This is a genomic window from Streptomyces bobili (assembly GCF_002154575.1).
GTDB lineage: Bacteria > Actinomycetota > Actinomycetes > Streptomycetales > Streptomycetaceae > Streptomyces > Streptomyces bobili.
In genome coordinates this window covers 1-6,526 of record NZ_MUBA01000592.1, presented here as the reverse complement: position 1 = coordinate 6,526, position 6,526 = coordinate 1, and the positions used below count along the sequence as shown (strand labels likewise).

7 protein-coding genes and 1 pseudogene are annotated in these 6,526 nt (G+C 72.3%); all 8 read right to left on the bottom strand.

Annotated features, from left to right (window positions below):
* Positions 1-118: zinc-ribbon domain-containing protein (locus BZL64_RS42075; protein ID WP_341868846.1), on the bottom strand; the 118-nt coding region annotated here is incomplete at its 3' end.
* A complete protein-coding gene (locus tag BZL64_RS34425; RefSeq protein WP_086773007.1) occupies positions 115-672 on the bottom strand; it encodes a phage tail protein in 558 nt (185 codons plus the stop codon). The genes BZL64_RS42075 and BZL64_RS34425, both read right to left, overlap by 4 nt.
* A 31-nt stretch (positions 673-703) precedes the next feature.
* Positions 704-2,662, bottom strand: a complete 1,959-nt coding sequence (locus tag BZL64_RS34420) for a putative baseplate assembly protein (protein WP_086773006.1) — start codon at positions 2,660-2,662, stop codon at positions 704-706.
* Positions 2,662-3,105: a GPW/gp25 family protein gene (locus tag BZL64_RS34415; protein ID WP_086773005.1), complete on the bottom strand. Its 444-nt coding sequence runs from the start codon at positions 3,103-3,105 to the stop codon at positions 2,662-2,664. The genes BZL64_RS34420 and BZL64_RS34415 overlap by 1 nt, the downstream gene beginning before the upstream one ends.
* A gap of 52 nt (positions 3,106-3,157) precedes the next feature.
* The gene (locus tag BZL64_RS34410) at positions 3,158-5,065 is read right to left on the bottom strand and encodes a VgrG-related protein (protein WP_086773004.1); all 1,908 of its coding nucleotides are present in this window, start codon (positions 5,063-5,065) and stop codon (positions 3,158-3,160) included.
* Positions 5,065-5,790 (bottom strand): CIS tube protein, encoded by a 726-nt coding sequence (locus BZL64_RS34405; RefSeq protein WP_086773003.1) that lies wholly within the window; start codon positions 5,788-5,790, stop codon positions 5,065-5,067. Before BZL64_RS34405 ends, BZL64_RS34410 begins: the two co-directional genes overlap by 1 nt.
* A 16-nt stretch (positions 5,791-5,806) precedes the next feature.
* On the bottom strand, positions 5,807-6,232 hold the full coding sequence (locus tag BZL64_RS34400) for a phage tail protein (protein ID WP_086773002.1): 426 nt from the start codon (positions 6,230-6,232) through the stop codon (positions 5,807-5,809).
* A gap of 54 nt (positions 6,233-6,286) precedes the next feature.
* Positions 6,287-6,526: pseudogene (locus BZL64_RS41990) on the bottom strand (extensin); the annotation flags it as partial.

Sequence of the window (6,526 nt, the reverse complement as noted above, 5' to 3'; positions counted from 1 at the left end):
TCACCGCCGTACGGGCCGGCGCGCGGTCCGTCCAGCCGAGGACGGCACCGCAGGCGTCGCAGAAGGACTGGCCCGGCTCCGCCCGGGTGCCGCATTCGGCGCAGTTCTGGGTGGTCATCTCTCGGGGGTCCTTTCGGCGGCGGTCACGGTGACCGTGTACGGCATGTGGGCGGGGCGGGCGGCCGACACGAGGGCGTCGAGGCGGTGTTCGTCCGCCGGGCCGGGGTCGGGCAGGCGGAGCGTGACGTGCAGGTGCGGGCGTGCTTCGCCGGGGACCGGGCCGAGGGGGCGGGCGCTCCAGGCGGCGCCGCCGCTCTCGGAGATCTCCGGGCGCACGCCGAAGGCCAGCCGGATCGCCTCGGCGAGGCCGCGCCGGGTGCCGCGCACCCGGTGCAGGTAGGCGGCGGCGGCGACCGCGGCCCGCAGCCGTTCCTCGGGTTCGGTGCCGTCGGTCTCGGCGCCGACCCAGCCGGCCAGCCAGCGGGTGAAGTCGACGGGGGCCAGGGCGGGGTCGAAGTAGGCGGGCAGGCAGTCGAGGACGTTGTGGAACGGGGCGATCACCTCGTCGAGTCCCGCGACGAACCGCTGGGCGAGGTCGTCGTCGGCGAACACGGCGGGCAGCATGGCGCCGATCGGGGCGGACGAGCCGAGCCCGTCGACCGAGCCCCTCATCGGAGCGCCCCGCTCGCCCGTGCGGCCGGGTTCATGAGCCGTCTCCGATCACGCGGACGCGGTGGTCGTAGGAGAAGACCAGGGCGGGTGCGGACAGGTCGATGCGGTCGGTGGCGTCGCCGCGTTTGCCGGTGAGCGGGTCGGCGGGGTGCAGGGTGACCTGGTCGACGAGTTCGACGCCGGGCACGCGTTGCAGGACGGCGAAGACCTCGCCGGACTGGACGGGCCGGCCGAAGGGCCAGCCGCGGCCGTCGGTGCCGCCGGTGAGCGGGTCGAGGTGCCGGTAGAGGGCGTCGTGGGCCTTGCGGCGCACCCGGTCGGTGTCGACGCCGCGGAAGGCGTGCACGGTGGCGACGACGGTGACGCCCTGGTAGTACGGCGGTCCGACGGCCAGCCGGGTGCCGATGAGGCGGCGTTCGTCGAGGTGCCGGGTGATGCGGTCCAACAGGGTGTCGCCGGGGACCAGTTGCTCGAAGCGGAGCCGTCCGCCAGGGTCGGGTACGGCCTGCGGCACCACCAACACCCGTACCGCGTACGCCCCGTGCTCGTCGGGGTCGCCTTCGAGGCAGGTGATGCGGGCCGTCTCGGGGGCGGCGCGGCGGGCCAGCTCCTCGTAGTCGCGCAGGGTGACGGCACGCTCCTGGGCGCGCAGGGTGACGGGCGCGCGCACCTTGGCCTCGTCGACGGTCTCGCCGTCGACCCCGCCGCGCGCGGCCTCCCGGTTGACGACCTCGGAGATGTACGGCACGGAGGTGCGCAGCACCTGTACGGAGCCGCGGGCCACGTTGCCGGCCCGGCCGCCGCCGGTGCGGTAGCGGCGGGCGCGGATCACCGAGCCCTTGGGGGCGACGGCGCCGTACTGGCGCAGCGTGCCGTCGGGTTCGCGCACGGACGGGCCGAAGGCGATCTCGCCGGTCGCCGCGTCGAGGGTGACGTGGCGGTCGGCGGGGCCGGACGCGGCGAAGTGCGGGACGACCTGCCAGTCGGTCCAGCCCACGTGCTCGGCTGTCTGCAGGAGGAGGGGCGGGTCGTCGCCGACGACCGGGGCGTGGGCCAGGCGCAGGCGCTGGCCGGGCAGGCCGGTCGACTCGCCGAGCGCCTCGTCGTACACCGTCTCGGCGTGGACCGTGGGGGCGGTGCCGCCGACCGTGAAGGCCTCGGCGGAGCGCACGGTGGGCGAGGTGGTGTAGAAGGGCTGGCCGGTCAGCGGTTCGGTGACGCGGCAGCGCAGCCAGCCGGCCTCCTGGCCGCCGGAACGGGACAGGACATGGCCCGCGGGGACGTGCAGGACGACCTCGCCGGGCCGGTTGAGGCCGCCGGTGCCGTCACGGTCGACCTCGCAGGACTGCCAGCCGTCCTCCGTCCACGCCTCCCAGACGAGCGGGGGCTGGCGCGGGTCCACGCCGACGCCGTCGACCCGGCTGTCGAGTTCGAGGGCGACCGCGCAGTGCGGGACGGCCGCGCTCAGGCCGAGCAGCATGCAGTCGCCGGGCTGCGGGGCCTCCGAGAAGCACAGCAGGTCCTTGCCCTCGACGAGGTCGGTGGTCCGGTCGGCAACCGGCTCACCCTGGTGCTGCACGACGAGATGACGCAACTCGCACGGTACGACGGACAGTTCGCGTTCCGTCGCGAAGACCACCGCCTCCTCGCTCTCCGTGCGCACGGTGGCCACCTCGGTGCCCACCGGCAGCAGCACGGTCTCCTCCTGCGGCGCCGACAGCCAGAAGGTGACGTCGGCGCGGGCCGCGGACGGCGGGAACAGGTGGATGCCGACCAGGTCGAGGAAGGCGAGGTGGTTCTTCTCCGGGACCCGGTTGAGGCGGTAGACGATCTGGTCGGCCATGTGGGCGACCGTCTCGACGAGGGTGACGCCGGGGTCGGAGACGTTGTGGTCGGTCCACTCCGGGGCGCGCTGCTGGATGTAGCGCTTGGCGTCGTCGACGAACTGCTGGAAGCGGCGGTCGTCCAGATTGGGGGAGGGCAGAGCCATCAGCGGTCGCTTTCGGAGGCCGTACCCGAGGAGGCCGGGGAGTCCGGCTCGTCGTGGGACGGAATGACGTAGAAGGGGAAGACGAGGCTGCGCGGGTTGTTCGTGCCGCGGATCGCGTAGCGGACGTCGATGAACAGCACGCCCTGCTCGGCGCCCGCGGTGACCTCGACGTCGGTGACCTCGATGCGCGGCTCCCAGCGGTCGAGGCTGGCGTACACCTCGTGCTGGATACGGCCCGCGGTGGCCTCGTTGACCGGGGCGAAGACGAGGTCGTGGATGGCGCAGCCGAACTCCGGCCGCATCGGGCGCTCGCCCGGCGCGGTTGCCAGGACCAGCCGGATCGCCTCCTCGATCTCGCGTTCGCCGCTGACCAGGGCGATGCCCCCGGTGGGGCCGATGCGCAGCGGGAACGCCCAGCCCGATCCGACGAATTGCTCGGCCATCAGAGGGCCACCTGCCTTCTCCTGGTGTTCACGGCGTGCCGTCGGTGTGCCGTCACGGCAGCGGGTACGGCTTGGCGTTGACGAGTACGGCGCCCTGGAGCATGACCGTCGCGGCCCGGATGCCCACGTTGGTCGTGGAGTTGACCTGGACGGTGGTGCCCGCGCTGATCGTGGCGGCGCCGAGGGCCTTGAGGTTGAGCAGGCCCGCCGCGTCCACCGACACCACGCCCGTCAGGGACCTGATGTTGACCAGGCCGCCCCTCAGGGTGAGGGAACCGCCGCTTCTGATGGCGAGGTTGCGGCCGGCGCTGAGGGTGAGGTCGGTGCCCGCCTTCACGGTCACCGACCGGGAGCCGGTGATGCTGACGGCGCCCTTGCTGTCGACGGTGATCTCGGTCTTCGTCCGGTCCAGGTTGATGACGAGCCGGTCGTCGCCGGACGTCACCCGCACGCCCTGCTTGCGGCCGCCGGTCTTCTGGCTGAGCAGGTCGACGCGGTTGCCGTCCCGGTCGGACAGGGTGTGCCGGGCGGCCCGGCGTCGCGCCCCGTCGTGCAGGGGCACGTCCCTGACGGGCGTCGGCTTGTCCTTGCCGTTGTAGAGGCCGCCGATGACGTACGGATGGTCCAGGGCACCCCGGTCGAAGGCGACCAGCACCTCGTCGCCCACGTCGAGCGGGAAGATCGAGCCGCCGTCCTTGCCGCCCCACTGCACGACCCGCGTCCAGTCGCTGACGTAGGCGTCGTCCAGCCACGGGAACTGGAGCTTGACCCTGCCCTGCTTGAGCGGGTCCAGGATGTCGGTGACCAGGGCGTTCGCGGTGCCGGGCAGGCGCAGGCCGTTCTGCGGGTCACCGCCGCCGCCGGACGCCAGCCCGTACAGGGACCGCCACTGCCGGCCGCTGACGGTGACCCACGCCTCGTAGTGCCGGCCGTCGCCGAAGACATGCCGTACGGACGTCGCCGTGTACTTGCCCTCGAAGGGGGCGCCCACGTCGGCGAGCGTGACGGGCAGGCCGGGCCTCAGCTTCGGGGTGCCGCGCGCGACGACCTCCAGCTCGGCGAACGAGCCGGTCACCTCGTCGGCGAGGGCCTCCGCGGCGAACTTCACCTCGGACTGCCGGTCGTACGGCTGCTGCGCGTCGACCAGTTTCGCCGGCTTGAACTTGGCGGCGGCCTCGCCGGGTGTCGTGCCGATGCTGATGCCCGGGTTGGTCTTCGCCGGTGCGGTCGCGGTGAGCTTCTTCTTCGTCGTGACGTCCCAGCCGCGCGCCTCGACCGTGGCGACCTGTTCGGCGGAGGTGACGGCGGCCCGCAGCCGCAGGATGTCCGTCCCGGCCTCCAGCACGAACGGGCTCTTGTCGCCGGGCGTGGAGGTGGCCGGCGCGCCGGAGGCGGGGTCCGGGCGCACGAACTGGAACTTCCCCTTCGCGTCGACCGACATGACCATCTCGTTCTCGTCGGCGAGCCGGGCCAGGAAGTCCCAGTCGGTGACATTGGCCTGGCTGATGAACTCGTAGACCGTCTTCGTGGCCTGGATCTTCCCGACCGGCACACCGTCCTGCGCGGCCAGCTTGCGCGCGATGTCGGAGGCGCTCTGGTTGCGGTAGGCGGCGATACGGCGCTGACGCATCAGCCGGTGACCGTGGTCGTAGCCGCGGATCACGGTGAAGGAGCCGGTGCCGTCGTAGTCCGCCTCCAGCCCGCACACCTCCCCCGTGAACAGCGGGTTCGCCGCGCCCTGACCGTCGGCGACGGGCGCCAGGACGACCGGCGTGCCGAACTTCACGCCCAGCTTGCCGAGGATCTGGTGGTAGGGGTCGCGGAAGGTGAGCCGGAACGCGGCCGGGACCCCGAGGCCCTGGTCCACCCACCCCTCGACGAGGAGCGGCGCGAAGTCGGCAGGCAGCGGCCGGCCGCCCAGGGTGACCTGGATGACGCTCGAATACGCCGACTGCACCATCAGAAACGCACCTCCTCGACGGCGGGCAGCACCAGTTCGGTGCCGTTGGCCAGCCGGTTCGGGTCGTCGATGCCGTTCGCCTCGGCGATGGTCCGCCAGGCCGCCGTGTCGCCGTACTCCCGCCAGGCCAGCGACTGCAGCGAGTCGCCCGCCACGACCCGGTGCACGCGCTGCGCGGTCAGCGCGCCCGACGTCGGGTTCTGCCCCTTCGTCTTGCTGGGGATCTCGTGCAACCGCACCTGGCAGGTCGCCCGGATGGGCACGCCCGTCGTCCCGAACAGCGAATAGCTGACATCGACACTGCTGACGTACGACGTGAAGCGGGCCGTCGAGAACGAACCCCACTGGAACACCACCCACGGCGGCGACGGCTGCTTCGCGGCGATGCTCTTCGTCGTCACCTCGCAGCACTCCAGGAGCGATTCGACCTTCTTCAGGACCGTGTTGCTGCCCGGTTTGTCCGAGGAGTCCAGGAAGATCTCGACGGTCATCTCGCGCGGCTCAGGACCCATGAACTCCGGTACGGAACCGTCGCGGACGGCCGCCGTTGGGGTCACCTTCCACTGGGCGCGGCGGCCCAGCTGGAGCTGCGACGGGTTGAAGTCGAACGCGAACGACCTGATGAGCCCGCCCGGTGTGGTGCTCGAACCGACGGGCGGCTCGTGGATCGCCAGCGTGGCCCGCACGAGGCTCTTGCCCGCGCCGCCCTTGCTTCCCTTGGCCATGACGTTGCTCCCCCGCTCAGTCCGTGAAGCCGTGGTGGGTGATCTCCAGGACCTCCGTCGCGACGCCCGGATTCGCCGGGTCCAGCGACGGGCCCTGCCAGCTGACCGGCAGCACGTCGATCAGGCCCCACTTCGCCACCTCGGAACCGTCCGCGCGCAGCGCCGCGATCTGGGCCGTCGGCCGGGTCACGCCCGTGGTGACCGACGAGATCCACTTGGCGACCTTGGTGGTGTCCGGGGTGAGGGGCCGGGTCAGCCGGATCGTGGAGAAGGTGACGCGCGACGGGAGCTGCCAGACGAACCCGTTGTTGCCGCCCTCCTGCCGCTGCTCGATCTCCACCTGGGAGGACAGTCCCTCGCACCCGTTGAAGAAACCGAGGCTCTCCCCGTCGATGGTCAGGGTGAAGAAGATGGTGGAGCCCGGGTCGAGTTCGCGGGACATCGAGGGGCCTTTCTGGTTCAGCGGGGGCGGCGGGGCGAGGAGATCGGGAGGCGGTCAGTGCCGGGGGTCGCGGAGGCGGCCGACGCGCTCGCGGTCCAGGCGGAGTTCGGTACGCAGGAGGCGGGTGATGCGCCCCGTCAGACGGTGGGTCAGCTCGTCCAACTGGAAGTCCGTGAGCGCGCGGGGGTCGAAACCACCCCGCGGGACCTCCGAGTAGGCGGGTGGCGGCGGGCTCTCGGAGTAGGGGGGCGGGGCGTCGGCGTGGGCATGGGCATGGGCGGATGTGGGTGTGGG